The organism is Corynebacterium sp. H128 (genome assembly GCF_037482625.1).
GTDB lineage: Bacteria > Actinomycetota > Actinomycetes > Mycobacteriales > Mycobacteriaceae > Corynebacterium.
Map to the genome: position 1 here is coordinate 183,716 of NZ_JBBHKW010000001.1, position 16,438 is coordinate 200,153.

A 16,438-nucleotide genomic window follows, 5' to 3' on the forward strand; every position below is an offset into this window, starting at 1 on the left:
ACATGAACCTCTTCCATTTTGGATCGGAAATTCGGCGCTTTGCCACCGGTAAGCTGCCCCGGGCGGCGTTCGTCGTACTCACCCTCTTACCCTTGATTTTTGGTGGGCTCTTTCCTTGGGCGTATTGGGACCCGATCACCGGACTCAAAGATCTCCCGGTCGCCGTAGTGAACTCCGACGAGGGCGCCGAGGCGCGCGGTCAGCGAATCAACGCAGGTGAACAAGTACAACAGAAGCTGATCGAAAATGACAGAGTTGGTTTCACCGCCGCTACGGCGGAAGAAGCTGCGCAGGGCGTTGCTGACGGTACCTATTACTTTGCGCTGGAGCTGCCGAAAGACTTTTCTGCCTCAGTAGTTAGCGTGGATACCGACCAACCGCATGCGGCGCAAATCGCTACTGTGTACAACAATGCGAACGGCTTCATCGCCACCATGCTCGGCAATCAGGTCACCAATCAGGTCATCGCTACCATTGACGCCGAATTAGGCAAGAAGGCCACCGACCAGCTGCTGGTTGGCTTCAATACCATCGGTGCCGGCATGAACCAGGCTGCCGATGGCTCCGCCCAGCTGGCAGAAGGAGTCGGATCGGCGCGCGAAGGCTCGGACAAGTTGGCCGATGGCACTAGCGAACTGACCTCCAAATCCGCGCAGCTCGACGAGGGCGCCAAAAAACTCGTCGATGGTGCCGGTCAACTCGACGGCGGGATCAAGCAGGCCGCAGCAGGTGCAACCACGCTATCGACTGGCATGGACACCTTGTCTGGCGCGACGACTCAGCTTGGCGACGGCGCCAGCCAAATCTCCGCGGGCGTAGACCAAATCGTTGCCAAGGCAGACACAGCGACTGCGACCCAAGAGCAGATTGTGGCCCCGTTGATCAACGCTTCCGCGCAATTGCGCGCGTTGGGTATCCCGGCCGCGATGGACTTGGCAAATCAATTCGATGCCACCGTCAACACGATCAACGCTCAAGGTGTGGGACCCGCATCACCGATCTCCTCGGACCTGCACCGACTGCAAAGTGGCGCGCAGACGCTGGCCTATCAGCTGGGCGATCCAAACTCGGACTACCGCTCTGGCATGACGCGCGCGCAATCCGGATCGCAGGAGTTGGCCTCCGGGTTGGCGAAGCTCTCGGACGGATCTGGGGCACTGCTCGTCGGCACGCAAACACTATCCGACGGCACTAGCCGGCTTGTCGACGGCACCACCCAGCTTTCCGTGGGCGCCTCAGCGCTAAGAGACGGGCTGGTCCAACTAGATGAGGGTTCTGACTCCCTCAGTCTGAAGCTGCGCGAGGGCGCAGACCAGGTTCCGCAATTCGGGGAAGAAAAGCGCGACGCGGCCTCAACGACTCTCGGACAAATGGTGCAAACCCATAATGCTGGACAAGAATTCACCAAGTTCGGCCCCGGTCTGGTCCCGTTCTTCGCCTCCTTGGCGATGTTCCTCGGTGGCACGATGATGTTCATGGTGCTGCGTCCGCTGAAGCGGCGTGCGATCGATTCTGGGATGCATCCGTTCCGAGTGGCGCTGTCCTCTTGGCTGCCGGGAATGGTCGTCGGCACGCTGCAGGCCAGCGCAGTCTGGTTTGTCCTCGACGTGTTGCTGGGGATCAACGCTGTTCACCCCCTCGGATTCTGGCTCGCGCTTGTTGGCGTATCGATGACCTTCGTGGCCGTGACGCAGGCGATCAATGCGATCCTCGGCACCTCGGCGGGCCGCTTGCTCTGCATCATGCTGATGGCCCTGCAACTGGTTTCCTCTGGCGGTCTCTACCCACCTGAGACCCAGCCGGCATTCCTGCGCTGGTTCCACACTTATGATCCGATTACCTACTCGGTGAACCTATTCCGGCAAATGATCGTCGGTGGACATTCACACTGGGATGGTCGCTTCGAGCAGTCGCTCATGATCCTGCTGTGCGTCTTTGCCGTTTCGCTCGCCTTGACGAGCCTGTCGGCGTGGCGTGATCGGATGATCAGTCAAGAAAAGCTGCACCCAGAGCTCAACATCTAACCTTCCAAGCTCCTGGTGTTTCCAGAGTAAAAGGGGCGCAACCACGTGCGGTTGCGCCCCTTTTTAGCTGTTGAACGGCTGGAGTATTACTTGTAAACGCCACGCCCCAAGGTGTCACAGGACTTCATCGAGCCCGTCCGGTATCCGGTAAGGAAGGCGTTGGCACGCTCCTCGGAAGAACCGTGCGTCCACTGGTCGGGACGGACTTGGCCACCAGACCGCTTTTGGATGTTGTCGTCGCCAACAGCGGCGGCGGTGCGAACTGCATCTTCAACTTGGGCGTCGGTGATGGTCTCGAGTCCGAACTCAGGATCGTCGTCAGCGTAGTGCGCCCAGATTCCTGCGTAGCAGTCTGCCTGTGTTTCGATCTTGACAGCGTTAGAGTCTGCACCTGGATCGTTGTAGTTTGACAGGCCGAGGGTCTCTTCCAAATTTTGGATGTGATGGCCGAACTCATGGGCCATAATGTACTCCTGAGCCAATGGGGCGTTCTCGCCGCCAAACTGGGTCATCGTGTCAAAGAAAGAGATATCGAAGTATGCGGTTTGATCTCCGGGGCAGTAAAACGGGCCGGTGTTGGCGCTAGCTTGACCACAGCCAGTCATCGTCGTGTTCCTGAAATTCACGAGTCCCGGCTTAGTATACTGGATGTTGGCCTGTTCTGGCAAGACCCGCTCCCAAACCTTGTCGATAGATTGGCCGGTTAATTCGACGCGGCAATCCACGTTCTCATTCGCGTCCTTGCCAGTCTGGCAGTTATCAAAACCATCGGACTGCTCTTGTCCAGCAGGCAACTGTTGCTGGTCTTGGCCTAGGACCTGGCCGATGTCTGTTGGGTTGCCACCGAGGAGTAGAAACAGGCCCACCATCAGCAAAGTGCCGATGCCACCGCCGGCTGCGAGTCGTCCGCCTCCGCTACCGCCGCGTCGGGCGCGGTTACCGTCCTTTTGGAAGTCTTCACGGAAAGTCATAATGCAATCTTTCCATATCGAGTGTGCAGTCGGCGCAACAATTCTTCAAAACCCAAGGCCGATCACTCAATTGTTACACTGACGCGGGTAGACTAACCCGAGTAAAACTAACGACTGAAGCTTTCGCTGGAAGGACACGATCTTAAGTGCTGCGTACGCACCTCGCGGGGGATCTCCGTAAAGATACTGTTGGGCAAACCGTCACCCTGACCGGTTGGGTAGCCCGCCGTCGAGATCATGGAGGCGTGATCTTCATTGACCTGCGCGATCGCTCGGGCCTAGCCCAGGTCGTGTTCCGTGAGAGTGAGGTCGCTGAGCGCGCTCACCACCTGCGCTCTGAGTTCTGTCTCCGCGTCACCGGCGTTGTTGAAGCTCGCCCAGCAGGATCCGAGAATCCAAATCTCGCTTCCGGCGATATTGAAATCAATGTCACCGAGCTGGAGATCCTCAACGAGGCTGCAGCGCTGCCATTCCAGATCGATGACCAGTCCAATTCCGGCGAGGTCGGCGAAGAAACCCGACTGAAGTACCGCTACCTGGATCTCCGCCGCGAATCCCAGGGGAGTGCGCTGCGCCTGCGTTCTGAGGTTAATAAGGCTGCTCGTCGCGTGCTCGACGCAAATGAATTTACTGAGATTGAAACCCCAACGCTTACCCGTTCCACCCCAGAAGGTGCGCGTGACTTCCTCGTTCCTGCACGCCTGAAGCCGGGCTCTTGGTACGCCCTGCCACAGTCCCCACAGCTGTTCAAGCAGCTGCTCATGGTTGCCGGCATGGAGCGCTACTACCAGATCGCTCGTTGCTACCGCGACGAAGACTTCCGTGCGGACCGCCAGCCGGAGTTCACCCAGTTGGATGTTGAGATGTCCTTCGTCGACCAGGACGATGTCATTGCGTTGGCAGAACAGGTCATCACCGAAGTCTGGAAGACCATCGGCTACGAGGTCACCACACCGATCCCACGTATGACCTACGCAGATGCCATGAAGTACTACGGCTCAGATAAGCCTGATCTGCGCTTTGACATCAAAATCGTGGAGTGCACCGAGTTCTTCGAGAACACCAGCTTCCGCGTGTTCAAGAATGACTATGTTGGTGCCGTCGTTATGCAAGGCGGCGCTTCGCAGCCACGTCGTCAGCTCGACGCTTGGCAGGAGTGGGCCAAGCAGCGTGGCGCTAAGGGCCTGGCCTACATCCTGGTCGGCGAAGATGGCGAGTTGGGCGGCCCAGTTGCCAAGAACATCACCGACGAAGAGCGCGCAGGCATCGCAGCTCACGTTGGCGCACAGCCCGGCGACTGCATCTTCTTCGCGGCGGGCGACGCCAAGAGCTCCCGCGCACTGCTCGGCGCAGCCCGCGGTGAGATCGCCAAGAAGCTGGATCTGATCAAGGACGGCGACTGGGCCTTCACCTGGGTCGTTGATGCGCCGCTCTTCGAACCATCTGCAGACGCTACCGCTTCCGGCGACGTGGCACTCGGACACTCGAAGTGGACCGCGGTTCACCACGCTTTCACCTCTCCGAAGCCAGAGTGGCTGGATAACTTTGATGAGAACCCAGGCGAAGCGACCGCCTACGCCTATGACATCGTTTGCAACGGTAATGAAATCGGCGGCGGCTCGATCCGTATTCACCGCAAGGATGTCCAAGAGCGTGTCTTCGCCGTCATGGGAATTACTGAGGAAGAAGCCAGTGAGAAGTTCGGCTTCCTGCTGGAGGCCTTCTCCTACGGCGCTCCACCACACGGCGGCATCGCTTTCGGTTGGGACCGTATCGTCTCGCTGCTCGGTGGCTATGACTCGATTCGCGACGTCATCGCCTTCCCGAAGTCGGGTGGCGGTGTGGACCCACTGACCGATGCTCCGGCCCCAATCACCCCGCAACAGCGCAAAGAAGCGGGAATTGACGCCAAGCCGAAGAAGGCTGCAGAGCCTGCCGAAGGCTAAAAGTCACGGCACCAACGAGGCGGGTAATGCGGGTATCCCAGCCTGGTAATCACAGTTCCCGCAAGGGAAAGTGGTGTTCGCCATGAGCGATACCACTTTCTTTCTGCCTAAAGACTAGGGCACAATCAATCAGGGAGAATAACAGCTATTCTCTTATAGGCCTTCAAGGAGGACGTGGCGATGCCAACGGATTCGCAGATTATCGAGCTTGCAGCCGAGCTGCTTTCGCGTCGATTCGGCGGCACCCAGGTCTTGACGGACCCGGAGGTGCTGAGTGGTTCCGGTTCCGCGCGCGTCATTCGGGTACGCGTAGGTACCTCGCCATTCCTCGAAGAGCGCACCGTAGTGGTCAAGTTCGTGCCAGCGTCGGAAGACGCCATTGATGATGCCGCCTTGGTTCGGGAAATTGTTGCCTACCAGTTCACCAATTCCCTCAGTGCGGATGTGCGACCCGGGCCACTGTTGCTTGCACACGACGTAGACCACCGCATCCTGGTGATCACCGATATCGGCGACGGTGAAACCTACGCAGACTTGCTCTCTAGCGGCGATGCGTCGGTCCGGAAGCAATCCTTGCGCAACCTAGGGCGTGCCCTGGGCAAACTGCAGGTGGGCACCGCGCTGCGGGAAGCAGATTTTGAGGTCTTGTTGGGCCGAATGCTCAAAGCACATCCGGACACGTCCTACCTGCAGAACCTGCGCGAGATGTCGCTGCTTGCCTCTATAGACAACGGCTTAGAACTGATCGCACAGTCCGGCGTTGAGGTGACCCCCGAGGTACACAACGCTGCTCGTGAGGCGAAACGACGCTTGATGTCCGGTCAGCACCGCGCTTTCACTCCCTTTGATCTTTCCCCGGATAACATCATCGAATCCGGACACACCTACTTTCTGGACTATGAGTGGGCCGGCTTCCGGGACTTCACTTTCGACGTTGCTTGCGTGATCGCAGGCTTCCCACAGTTCGTATCCGCGCGGATCATCACAGATGAGGAAGTAGACGCCTTTGTTGAAGCCTGGGCTCGGGAGACCAGGGAATTGTGGCCGAGCGCTGCTGACGTCGATAGGCGTGGTGCCCGGATCGTGACGGCCATGGTGGGTTGGGCGCTCGCCAGCGTGGCCTACCTCTACCACGGCTCCATGAACCAGGCGGTGTCTTTGGTGGGCACTGCCCAGCCCAGCGAACTAGGTGCTGAGGTATCGCCGGAGCTTGAGGCGATGATCTCCGCGGACATTGACGCTGAGTTCAACTTGTTCACCGCGGACTTCATTTCCGAAGGCACTGACCATGGTCGCATGGCCCGCAAGGACCTTTTTGAGACCTTTGAGGCGTTGAGCAGGTTCGCTGCTAGGTGGGAAGACGGTCGATTCGCCGCTATTCAGCATTTCGCCGCCACCATCGCTGAGCGCCTGAGCGATTCCGACGGGTAGCCCCGTGAGCCAATCCTCATTGTTTCCGGACGAGCCGAACCGCGCGGCGGAGCAATACTTCCATCCTGATCACGATGCGCCGCTTGCGGTCCGGATGCGACCGCGCAGCCTGGATGAAGTGATGGGGCAGGAGCACGTACTTGGCCCCGGTCGCCCACTGCGAAGAATCATCGAAGGCTCTGGGGAAGCCTCCGTGATTCTCTACGGTCCGCCCGGGACGGGAAAGACCACCATTGCTTCTCTTATCAGCGAGGCCACCGGAGATAATTTCGTTGGACTGTCTGCGCTGAACTCGGGGGTAAAGGAAGTGCGCGCAGTGATCGACCAGGCGCGCCGCGATCTCATCCACGGCCAGCGCACCGTCCTGTTCATTGACGAGGTCCACCGCTTCTCCAAGACCCAACAGGACGCGCTGCTCGCTGCCGTGGAAAACCGCACCGTGCTGCTTGTTGCCGCCACCACGGAAAACCCGTCTTTTTCTATTGTGGCTCCGTTGCTATCTCGCTCGTTGCTGATCCAGTTGCACTCGCTGGCACCGGAAGCAGTTGAGCAGGTGTTGCGTCGCGCGCTGAGCGACGCTCGTGGCCTAGCTGGTCGCATCACCGCCTCTGACACAGCGATCGAGATGCTCGTACAGCTGGCCGGCGGCGATGCCCGCAGGTCACTGACCTATTTGGAAGCAGCAGCGGAAGCTGTCCCAGACGGCGGGGAATTGACCCCTGAGATTGTCGGCGAGAACATCAACCGGGCTGTGGCTCGTTATGATCGTGACGGCGACCAGCACTATGACATCACCTCCGCCTTCATCAAGTCCATCAGAGGTTCAGATGTTGATGCGGCGCTGCACTACCTGGCCCGCATGATCGATGCTGGGGAGGACCCACGCTTTATCGCCCGGCGCCTGGTGATTCATGCCAGCGAGGACATCGGTATGGCCGATCCGACGGCGTTGCAAACCGCCATCGCCGCATACCAGGCCGTGTCCTTCATCGGGATGCCGGAGGCGCGGATCGCCCTTGCCCACGCCACGGTTCATCTGGCGACGGCGCCGAAGTCCAACGCGGTATATGTGGCCATTGACCGCGCGCTTGGCGACGTCCGCAGGGGCGTAGTCGGAGTGGTGCCACCGCATTTGCGGGATGGACACTACGCGGGCGCGGAAAAGCTCGGCAATGCGGTCGGGTATCAGTACCCGCACGATGATCCACGGGGAATCGTCACCCAGCAGTACCTGCCGGAGGAACTGCGCGCTGCGGTGTACTACGAGCCCACCACGCATGGAGCAGAAAAGCGCCTCTCGGAGTTTATCGGCCGATTGCGGCGGATTGTGCGCGGCGGGAACTAAAGGGTGTTGCAGGGCGTAGCGCAACAGCGGGTAATGTAGTAACCCGTAACTTTATCGACCCACAAAGCGAGGAAATACGTCGTGCAGACCCACGAAATCCGGGAACGATTCACCCAGCATTTTGTCAACGCCGGACACACCGCGGTGCCCAGCGCGTCCCTGATTCTGGACGACCCTAACCTCCTCTTCGTCAACGCTGGCATGGTGCCCTTCAAGCCTTATTTCTTGGGCCAGCAGACCCCGCCGTTTGAAACCGCCACCAGCATCCAGAAGTGCGTGCGCACGCTGGACATTGAAGAAGTGGGCATCACCACGCGTCACAACACCTTCTTCCAGATGGCCGGCAACTTTTCCTTCGGAAACTACTTCAAAGAAGGCGCCATCAAGCATGCGTGGGCGCTGCTGACGAATCCCGTCTCTGAGGGTGGGTACGGCTTCGACCCAGAGAAACTCTGGGTCACGGTGTACCTGGATGATGACGAAGCCGCAGATATTTGGCACAAGCAGGTAGGTATCCCTACCGAGCGCATCCAGCGCCTAGGAATGGCCGATAACTACTGGTCCATGGGCGTACCGGGGCCCTGTGGCCCGTGTTCGGAGATCTACTATGACCGTGGCCCGGAGTACGGCAAGGATGGCGGCCCAGAAGCGGATGACTCCCGCTACCTGGAGATCTGGAACCTCGTTTTCATGCAAAACGAGCGGGGCGAGGGCATCGGCAAGGATAACTTTGAGATCCTTGGTCCGCTGCCAAAGAAAAACATCGATACCGGCATGGGTGTAGAACGCATCGCCTGCCTGCTACAGGGCGTCGACAATGTCTACGAGACTGACCTGCTGCGCCCGGTCATCGACGCCGCCGAGAAGCTCACCGGAGCGGCCTACGGCAAGGACAACCAGGACAACATCCGCTTCCGAGTCATCGCGGACCACTCCCGCACGGGCATGATGCTCATCCTCGATGGTGTCACCCCAGGTAACGAGGGACGCGGCTATATCCTGCGTCGCCTGTTGCGCCGCATCATCCGTTCCGCGCGACTCCTCGGTGCTACCGGCCCAACAATGGCAGAGTTCATGAACACGATCATGGACACTATGACCCCGTCCTACCCGGAGATCGAGGGCTCCCGCGAGCGTATCCTCGCGGTAGCTGTGAACGAGGAAAAGGCCTTCCTCAACACGCTGGAATCCGGCACCAAGCTCTTTGAAGAGGCGGCAGCCGAGGTCAAGGCTTCCGGTCACAACACCATCGCCGGTGCCGAAGCGTTCACCCTCCACGACACCTATGGGTTCCCAATCGACCTCACCTTGGAGATGGCTTCCGAGGCTGGCCTCACCGTCGACGAGGCAGGCTTCCATGGCCTAATGGCTGAGCAGAAGGCCCGCGCGAAGGCAGATTCCCAGGCTAAAAAGCATGGTCACGTGGATCTTTCTGTTTACCGCGAGTGGGTTGATCAGCACCCAACGGAATTCGTGGGCTTTGAGAATCTCGAAGCCGAGGCCCAGGTGCTCGGCCTGATATCTGGCGGCAAGAAGATAAGTGCGGCCGGCGCTGGGCAAGAAGTTGAAGTCATCCTTGACGTCACCCCGATGTACGCCGAAGCAGGTGGCCAGCTGGGAGACCGCGGCCTGATCAAGGCCGGTAGCGCTGTGCTGCGGGTTGGCGACGTACAGAAGATCGGCAAGAAGCTGTGGGTACACCGCGCAGTGGTTGAGGAAGGCGAATTGGGGCTGGAGCGGGTTACCGCCGCCGTCGATAAGCAGTGGCGTCATGCCGCGCGCCAGGCGCACACCGCAACCCACCTGATTCACGCCGCATTGCGCCAGGTGCTTGGCCCAACCGCCGTCCAGGCAGGTTCTATGAACAAGCCGGGTTACCTGCGCTTCGACTTCAACTACACTGATGCGCTCACCCCAGAGCAGTTGCACCAGATCGAACAGATCACTAACCAGGCCGTGGACACTGACTGGCAGGTCAACACCATTGAGACCTCCCTCGACGAGGCTAAGGCCATGGGCGCTATGGCGCTGTTCGGCGAGAACTATGGCAGCGAAGTACGCCTGGTAGAAATCGGTGGGCCATTCTCGATGGAGCTGTGCGGTGGCACCCATGTCACGCACTCTTCGCAGGTTGGTCCGGTAGCGGTACTGGGTGAAAGCTCCGTCGGCTCTGGTGTTCGCCGTATCGAGGCCTACTCCGGTTTGGACAGCTTCAACTACCTTTCCAAGGAGCGGGCGCTGGCAGTCGGACTGGCAAGTTCACTCAAGGCGCCTTCCGAGGAGCTTCCAGAGCGTATCGCCCAGCTCACGGAGAAGCTGAAAGCGGCCGAAAAGGAAGTCGACCGGATGCGTCGCGCCCAGCTGATGGCTAAGACTGCCGAATATGCCAACCAGGCGCAGGATATCAACGGCTTCGCGCTGGTCGCAGCTCAGCTACCTGCCGGTGTCGAGGCTGGCGACCTGCGGGGTATCGCGACGGACCTGAAGAACCGGGTTGCTGATCGTGACGCCGTGATCGTGCTCAGCGTCGCAGCAGGGGAGAAGCTGCCTTACATCGTTGCAGCAACTAAGTCCGCCATCGCCCGCGGAATCAAGAGCGGAGACCTGGTGAAACTCATCGGACAGTATGTTGATGGTCGCGGTGGCGGCAAGCCAGACATGGCCCAAGGCGCCGGTAACAAGGCGGCTGGCTTCCAGAGCGCCGTCGCTGCGGTGCAGAAGGAGTTGGAAGACACGCCTCGTTAGCGCCCACACGAGCGCCCGAACACGATAAGTTGAGTTTCATGTCAACAGTGCAGCCGGATATTCCTGGGGAAAACGACCCCGGGGCAGGACGTCGATTAGGTATCGACGTCGGTACCGTCCGGATCGGGGTCGCCTACTCCAATCGTGAGGCGACCCTTGCCATGCCGCTGGAGACAGTCCCGCGTGAAACTGGGCTCAAGGATCGCGACGCCGGTGACATTGATCGTTTGCTCGACATAATCGCTGAGCACGATATCGTCGAGGTTGTCGTGGGGTTGCCTCGCAACCTCAGTGGGCAAGGTTCGAAGAGTGTCCGGCACGCCAAGGACATCGCCTTCCGCATCAAGCGGCGCAAGGACATTCCCGTCAAACTCGGGGACGAAAGGCTCACCACCGTTGCCGCGCTTAACGCCATCCACGCCGCAGGTCGTAGTGAGAAGGAAACCCGAGCTGTGATCGATCAGGTCGCAGCGGTGGAGATCTTGCAGTCCTGGTTGGATGCCCGACATCGATATTTGGAGAGATTATGAGAATGGAACCGAAGTATCGAAAGCGCCGCGAGCGGGGCTTGGCAGTACTCGTCGCCTGTTTGCTGCTACTCATCGGCACCATCGTGTACGTCGGCTACCTGCGTACCAACCCGCCGAGCACCCGCGATTTTGCGGGCAGCGGAAATGGAGAAACCGTGCTGGTAGAAATCGGAGAAGGCAAGAGCATCTCGGAACTCGGTCCGGAGCTCGTCAATCTCGGCGTGGTGAAGTCCAATGGTGCTTTCCAGGGCGCCGCAAGCAAAAACTCCGACGCTGCGAACGTCACTCCCGGTTTCTACCGGGTGCAAAAGCAAATGTCCGCCGAAGACGCGGTGGCAGCTCTCGTCGACCCACAGAACAAAGTAGAGCTGTTGCAGATCCCTGGTGGCCAAACCCTGAGCGACGTGCAGGTAGTAGGCGGCCAGAAACGCCAGGGCATCTATTCCAGTATTGAATCTGTCACGTGTGCGCACGAAAAATGCGTCAAGGTTGCGGATCTGGAGCAGGTTGCCGCCAATACTGCGCCGGAACAACTCGGCGTGCCACAGTGGGCGTTGGAGCCGGTGAAGAAGCGTGGCGCGGACCCCAAGCGTCTGGAAGGCCTGATCATTCCTGGCCAGTACGTAATCAATCCTGAGCATGATGCCACTGCGATCCTTACCGACCTGATTACCCGCTCCGCCAAGCAGTACGAGGATTCCGGAATCGTGAGCCGCTCCCAGGCGATTGGCCTATCCCCATACGAGTTGCTCACTGCCGCTTCCTTGGTAGAACGCGAGGCGCCAAAGGGCGATTTTGACAAGGTAGCGCGAGTTATTTTGAACCGCCTCAAGGAGCCTATGCGCCTAGAGTTCGACTCGACGGTCAATTATGGCCTGAAGGACGTCGAAGTGGCTACCAGGGACGAGGATCGTAAGCGGGAGACCCCGTGGAACACCTACGCCAAGGAAGGGCTACCGGAAACCCCGATTTCCGCCGCCTCCATGGAAGCCATCGAAGCGATGGAGCACCCGGCTGAGGGAGACTGGCTCTTCTTCGTCACGATCAACCGCGACGGTACCACCGTTTTCAACCGCTCCTTCGAAGACCATCAACGCGATACCCAAAAATCCATTGACAACGGCGTGTTGGATAGCCACCGCTAATGGAACTCGCTGCGGTCCTCGGAAGCCCGATTGAGCATTCGCTTTCTCCGGTGTTGCACAACGCCGGCTACGCCGCGCTGGGCATGCACTGGCACTACGTGAAGAAGGAATGCACTGCTGAGCAATTGCCCGCTGTGCTCGACCGTGATTTTAGGGGCTATTCGGTCACTATGCCCTGCAAGTTTGCGGCCCTTGAAGTGGCGGACACCGCCACTGATCGTGCCCGCGAGATCGGATCCGCCAATACCTTGGTGCGGACTCGACACGGGTGGCACGCGGACAACACGGATGTTGACGGCGTGCTCGGTGCCATCGCGGAGCTCGGTGTTAGCCCCAAAACGGCGGTGCTCATCGGCGGTGGTGGTACCGCTCGTGCGGTGCTTTGGGCGCTACGGAGCTTAGGTTGTGACGACATCACGCTGATGAACCGGAGCGACCGCGGTGCGGAACTCGGCGTGCCTTGGGTCCCGCTAGGCGAGGTGCCTGCTAGCGACATCGTGATCTCCACCCTGCCAGGAAGCGCGGCGGCTGCGCTCGACGTTTCGGCCCCGCTTTTCGACGTCTCCTACAGTCCTTGGCCACCGCCACTTATCAAAAAGGCCAGGGAGAAGAAGCTCCCAGCAGTCGCCGGGCATGTCATGTTGGCTTATCAAGCCTATGCACAGTTCGAGCTGTTCACTGGGGAACCAGCACCGCAAGAACGTATGCGTGCTGCGCTGGAGGGGCACCTCGGCCTAAGCTAAACCCATGGGGTTGGGGGTATTCCTGTGGGCCACCGCATTGTGTGGCTGGGACATCTGTTTCCGTAGGCTGCCTAATCTGCTGACGCTTCCGGCGGCCATGGTGGCGCTCGTGGTCTTTCCTGGTAGTTGGTGGGGAGCCAGCTGGGCGTTGTTATATCTCGGGCGTGGCATTGGCGGCGGTGACGCCAAGCTGGCCATTAGCCTCGGCGTGGTTGCAGCCCGGGAAGGGGTAGTGCAATTGCTACTAGTGATCCTGCTCGCTTCAGTGCTGAGTCTGATGGCATGTGTGGTTTTCAGAACTCGATCGGTACCGCATGGCCCGTCTATGCTGGCAGCCACCTTTTTGTTAGTGGCGGATATTTGAAAGGTATGCACAAGCGTGAAAGAATGATGGGCATGCTTCGATGGACTACTGCAGGGGAATCGCACGGCCAGGCCCTCATCGCGATGCTCGAGGGAATGCCGGCTGGCGTTCCACTGAGCTCAGAAGAGGTCTCCCAGCAACTGGCGCGGCGTCGCCTTGGATATGGTCGCGGCGCGCGAATGAAGTTCGAAGCCGATGAGGTCACGCTACTGACCGGCGTTCGCCTGGGGCAGACCCTAGGCAGCCCGCTGGCCATCATGATCGGCAATACGGAGTGGCCAAAGTGGACCACCATCATGTCCGCCGATCCTGTGGACCTGGACAGCGCAGAAGTTCAGGAAGCCTTTGCTTCCGGTAGAGGCGCGCAGCTTACCCGCCCGCGTCCTGGACACGCGGACTTCTCCGGGATGCTCAAGTACAACTTCGCGGATGCCCGAAACGTGCTGGAACGCGCATCGGCGCGTGAAACCGCGGCCCGCGTGGCAGCCGCCACCGTGGCCCGCAACTTTCTGCGGGAAGCACTGGGCGTGGAGGTAATCTCCCATGTCGTCGGCATCGGCGGATTCCGCTACAGCGGCGCACTGCCGGACGTCGAGCAACAAGGCCTGATAGACGAATCCCCGGTGCGTGCGCTAGATAAAGACGCTGAGTCCGAGATGATCGCGGAGATCGAGGCAGCTAAGAAAGCCGGGGACACGCTAGGCGGTGTTGTTGAGGTGGTGGTCAAGGGACTGCCTATCGGACTTGGGTCGCACACTTCGGGCGAATCGCGTCTCGACGCGCAGCTTGCGGCTGCCCTCATGAGCATTCAGGCGATCAAGGGCGTGGAGATCGGCGACGGTTTTGAGCAAGCCCGCAGCCGCGGGAGCCAAGCCCACGACCAAATTGTGCGTTCCGAAGACGGAGTGCAGCGGGAGAGCAACCGCGCGGGCGGTCTCGAGGGCGGCATGACCAACGGGGAAACCCTGGTAGTACGTGCAGCGATGAAACCGATCTCCACGGTGCCCCGCGCGCTGAAGACGGTGGATATGAGTAGTGGTGACGCCGCCAGTGCGATCCATCAACGCTCCGATGTCTGCGCTGTCCCGGCAGCCGGCGTGGTGGCCGAGGCCATGGTGGCCTTGGTACTAGCACGGGCGGTGATTGAGAAGTTCGGTGGAGACAGCCTGGTGGAGACCAAACGCAATATTGATTCCTACCGGGATTACCTCGCGCAGCGTTTGGCTTTCGGTACAGGAGCAGCACATGACTAGTTTGGTGCTTGTAGGCCCGCCGGGGGCGGGGAAGTCCACCATTGGGCGTCGATTAGCGCGCGCCCTCAATGTGGAGCTCGTTGACACGGACGCGCTCATTGAGCAGCAACTGGGCAAGTCTTGTGGCGAGATCTTCACCGAGCTCGGCGAAGCGGAATTTCGGCGCGTGGAGGAAAGCGTCGTCGCGGCGGCGCTGCAGCATAACGCCGTGATTAGCCTCGGCGGTGGCGCGGTGCTGAGCCAACAGACGCGGGACCTGCTGGCCGAATGCGAGGTGATTTGGCTGGATGTCTCAGTAGCCGAAGGCCTCAAACGCACGAGCGGGGAAGCTACCCGGCCGGTGCTCCACGCCGCAGACCGGGAGGCGCGTTATCGCGAGATCCTGGATTCCCGCCGCCCGCTTTATCAAGAGGTTGCAACCTTCAAGGCGCGCACCAGCGATTCCACCCCACAGAAGATAGTCACTGAAATTCTGTCCTACCTGGAGAATCAATGAGCATCATCGAGGTCAACGGCGCCGCGCCTTATCGCGTCACCATCGGACGTGGCGTACTCGAACAGGTCGCGCAGGTGCCGGCGGCCAAGGTGCTCATCGTGCATCAACCGGTCATGCGTGCGCAGGCCACACAGCTCGCCCAGTCATGGAATGCCGAGGCCCATCTATTTGAAATCCCGGACGCTGAGGACGGTAAAACTCTCGCCGTGTGCGAGCGTGCTTGGGATTTTCTCGGTGACAAAGGCTTTGGAAGAAGCGATCTAGTTCTCGGGCTTGGCGGCGGTGCTACCACTGATGTCGCAGGATTCATCGCTGCGGCCTGGATGCGAGGCATTCGCGTTGTCCAGGTGCCCACCACGCTCCTGGCGATGGTGGACGCAGCCGTAGGTGGCAAGACCGGCATCAACACGGCGGCAGGGAAGAACCTCGTGGGCGCATTCCACGAGCCAAGCGCGGTGTTCGTGGACCTCAATTTCCTGGACACGCTGCCGCAGGAAGAGCTCGTTTCGGGTTCCGCCGAGATCATCAAGACTGGCTTCATTGCGGACGAGGAGATCGTGCGGATCTACGAAGCCGGAGCGAGCAACCAGCTGCAGGAACTCATCGAGCGCGCCATCGCAGTGAAGGCCCGCGTGGTCTCGGCCGACCTGAAGGAGAGCTCGCTGCGCGAAATCCTCAACTACGGGCACACCTTCGGCCATGCCGTGGAACTGCAGGAAAACTACCGCTGGCGGCACGGGAACGCGGTCGCCGTGGGTATGAGCTTTATCGCGCACTTATCGCAGCAACGGGGACTGTTTGGTCCAGAGCTGCTACAGCGCCACCTGGATATCATTTCTGCGGCCGGGCTACCGGTGCGCTACGACGGCGACTTCGAGGAACTGTATACAGCGATGATGCGGGATAAGAAGAACCGTGATGGCAACATTCGTTTCGTCGCGATCACCGAGGTTGGCAAAACCACCCGTCTCAGCGACGTGAGCAAGGAAGAACTCCGCAACGCATTTAAGGCGATGAACGCATGATCCTAGTTTTGAATGGGCCGAACCTGGACCGCTTGGGCAAGCGGCAGCCGGAGATCTACGGCGCGACCACGCTTATCGACGTCGAAAAGCGCATCAGCGCAGTAGCAGCCGAGCTGGCGCTGGAGGTAGAGTGCCGACAATCCAATCACGAAGGCGTGTTGATCGACTGGGTGCATGAGGCAGCCGAAAAGGGCTGGCAGGTGATCATCAACCCCGGCGGTTACACCCATACCTCAGTGGCGCTGCGCGACGCGCTGGTGGAAGTCGAGTTCATCGAGGTTCATATTTCCAACGTGCACGCTCGGGAACCCTTCCGGCAGCACAGCTTCCTTTCCCCAATCGCAAAGGGGGTTATCGCGGGACTGGGCACAAAAGGCTATGAATTAGCCCTACGTGGCATGGCGGAAGAAGTACGATAAA

14 protein-coding genes are annotated in these 16,438 nt (G+C 59.8%); 13 read left to right on the forward strand and 1 reads right to left on the reverse strand.

Features of this window, described 5'->3' with window-relative positions; genetic code table 11:
* Positions 1-2: 2 nt before the first annotated feature.
* Positions 3-2,024 (forward strand): YhgE/Pip domain-containing protein, encoded by a 2,022-nt coding sequence (locus WG915_RS00860; protein WP_339563468.1) that lies wholly within the window; start codon positions 3-5, stop codon positions 2,022-2,024.
* An 86-nt stretch (positions 2,025-2,110) separates the two neighbouring features.
* Here the strand turns inward: WG915_RS00860 and ypfJ are convergent, their stop codons facing one another.
* Entirely contained in the window at positions 2,111-2,995 is an 885-nt protein-coding gene (gene ypfJ / locus WG915_RS00865; RefSeq protein ID WP_339563469.1) for a KPN_02809 family neutral zinc metallopeptidase, read from the reverse strand.
* A 146-nt stretch (positions 2,996-3,141) separates the two neighbouring features.
* On the opposite strand from ypfJ, the gene aspS reads away from it, so the two are divergent.
* The 12 genes from aspS (at position 3,142) to aroQ (ending at position 16,437) form a co-directional block, all read left to right on the forward strand.
* Entirely contained in the window at positions 3,142-4,941 is a 1,800-nt protein-coding gene (gene aspS, locus WG915_RS00870; RefSeq protein WP_339563470.1) for an aspartate--tRNA ligase, read from the forward strand.
* A gap of 180 nt (positions 4,942-5,121) precedes the next feature.
* Entirely contained in the window at positions 5,122-6,372 is a 1,251-nt protein-coding gene (locus WG915_RS00875; protein WP_339563471.1) for a phosphotransferase, read from the forward strand.
* Between the two features lie 19 nt (positions 6,373-6,391).
* The gene (locus WG915_RS00880; RefSeq protein WP_339563661.1) at positions 6,392-7,717 is read left to right on the forward strand and encodes a replication-associated recombination protein A; all 1,326 of its coding nucleotides are present in this window, start codon (positions 6,392-6,394) and stop codon (positions 7,715-7,717) included.
* 81 nt (positions 7,718-7,798) lie between these two features.
* On the forward strand, positions 7,799-10,462 hold the full coding sequence (gene alaS, locus WG915_RS00885; protein WP_339563472.1) for an alanine--tRNA ligase: 2,664 nt from the start codon (positions 7,799-7,801) through the stop codon (positions 10,460-10,462).
* Positions 10,463-10,500: 38 nt separating this feature from the next.
* Positions 10,501-10,992, forward strand: coding sequence for a Holliday junction resolvase RuvX (ruvX, locus tag WG915_RS00890; RefSeq protein WP_339563473.1), 492 nt, complete (start codon positions 10,501-10,503; stop codon positions 10,990-10,992).
* A complete protein-coding gene (gene mltG, locus WG915_RS00895; protein WP_339563474.1) occupies positions 10,989-12,137 on the forward strand; it encodes an endolytic transglycosylase MltG in 1,149 nt (382 codons plus the stop codon). The genes ruvX and mltG overlap by 4 nt, the downstream gene beginning before the upstream one ends.
* Positions 12,137-12,880: a shikimate dehydrogenase gene (locus WG915_RS00900; RefSeq protein WP_339563475.1), complete on the forward strand. Its 744-nt coding sequence runs from the start codon at positions 12,137-12,139 to the stop codon at positions 12,878-12,880. Before mltG ends, WG915_RS00900 begins: the two co-directional genes overlap by 1 nt.
* Before the next feature lie 4 nt (positions 12,881-12,884).
* Positions 12,885-13,244 (forward strand): prepilin peptidase, encoded by a 360-nt coding sequence (locus tag WG915_RS00905; RefSeq protein WP_339563476.1) that lies wholly within the window; start codon positions 12,885-12,887, stop codon positions 13,242-13,244.
* Positions 13,245-13,276: 32 nt separating this feature from the next.
* Positions 13,277-14,497, forward strand: a complete 1,221-nt coding sequence (gene aroC / locus WG915_RS00910) for a chorismate synthase (RefSeq protein WP_339563477.1) — start codon at positions 13,277-13,279, stop codon at positions 14,495-14,497.
* Positions 14,490-14,993 (forward strand): shikimate kinase, encoded by a 504-nt coding sequence (locus tag WG915_RS00915; protein WP_339563478.1) that lies wholly within the window; start codon positions 14,490-14,492, stop codon positions 14,991-14,993. Before aroC ends, WG915_RS00915 begins: the two co-directional genes overlap by 8 nt.
* The gene (gene aroB, locus WG915_RS00920) at positions 14,990-16,018 is read left to right on the forward strand and encodes a 3-dehydroquinate synthase (RefSeq protein ID WP_339563479.1); all 1,029 of its coding nucleotides are present in this window, start codon (positions 14,990-14,992) and stop codon (positions 16,016-16,018) included. Before WG915_RS00915 ends, aroB begins: the two co-directional genes overlap by 4 nt.
* Positions 16,015-16,437: a type II 3-dehydroquinate dehydratase gene (gene aroQ, locus WG915_RS00925; protein WP_339563480.1), complete on the forward strand. Its 423-nt coding sequence runs from the start codon at positions 16,015-16,017 to the stop codon at positions 16,435-16,437. The genes aroB and aroQ overlap by 4 nt, the downstream gene beginning before the upstream one ends.
* Position 16,438: the final 1 nt, after the last annotated feature.